The 1,164-nt window shown below is 45.6% G+C and carries 1 protein-coding gene; it reads left to right on the forward strand.

Annotated elements, in window-relative coordinates:
* Positions 1–1,164 (forward strand): elongation factor Tu (gene tuf, locus OC23_RS11435; RefSeq protein ID WP_052209162.1); only part of this gene is annotated, 1,164 nt, incomplete at its 5' end.

The following is a 1,164-nucleotide window of genomic DNA, read 5'->3' on the forward strand; positions in this document are numbered from 1 at the left end:
AAACCACACGTAAACGTGGGTACAATTGGTCACGTTGACCATGGTAAAACAACTTTAACTGCTGCGATTGCAACAATCTGTGCAAAAACTTACGGCGGTGAAGCGAAAGATTACTCACAAATCGACTCAGCTCCTGAAGAAAAAGCACGTGGTATTACCATTAATACTTCACACGTAGAATACGATTCTCCAATCCGTCACTACGCTCACGTAGACTGCCCGGGCCACGCCGATTATGTTAAAAACATGATTACTGGTGCTGCTCAGATGGACGGCGCGATCCTTGTATGTGCTGCGACTGACGGTCCAATGCCACAAACTCGTGAACACATCCTTCTTTCACGTCAGGTTGGTGTACCTTACATCGTTGTATTCTTGAACAAGTGTGACCTTGTTGATGACGAAGAATTACTTGAATTGGTAGAAATGGAAGTTCGTGAACTTCTTTCTACTTATGACTTCCCAGGTGATGACACTCCTGTTATCCGTGGTTCAGCACTTGCTGCACTTAACGGTGACGCTGGTCAATATGGTGAATCATCAGTTATCGCGCTTGTTGAAGCCCTTGACTCTTACATCCCAGAGCCAGAGCGTGCAATCGACAAAGCATTCTTGATGCCAATCGAAGACGTATTCTCTATCTCAGGCCGTGGTACAGTAGTAACTGGTCGTGTAGAAGCGGGTATCATCAAAGTTGGTGAAGAAGTTGAAATCGTGGGTATCAAAGACACAGTTAAGACAACTGTAACTGGTGTTGAGATGTTCCGTAAACTTCTAGACGAAGGCCGTGCAGGTGAGAACTGTGGTATCTTGCTTCGTGGTACTAAGCGTGAAGACGTACAACGTGGTCAGGTACTTGCTAAACCAGGTACAATCAAGCCGCACACTAAATTCGATGCAGAAGTATACGTACTTTCTAAAGAAGAAGGTGGTCGTCACACTCCATTCCTTAACGGTTACCGTCCACAGTTCTACTTCCGTACAACTGACGTAACTGGCGCGATCAAATTACAAGATGGCGTAGAAATGGTTATGCCTGGTGACAACGTAGAAATGTCAGTAGAATTGATCCACCCGATCGCAATGGACCCAGGTCTACGTTTTGCGATCCGTGAAGGTGGTCGTACTGTAGGTGCTGGTGTTGTTGCTAAAGTAACTGCATAA

Source organism: Acinetobacter sp. A47, assembly GCF_000805455.1.
GTDB lineage: Bacteria > Pseudomonadota > Gammaproteobacteria > Pseudomonadales > Moraxellaceae > Acinetobacter.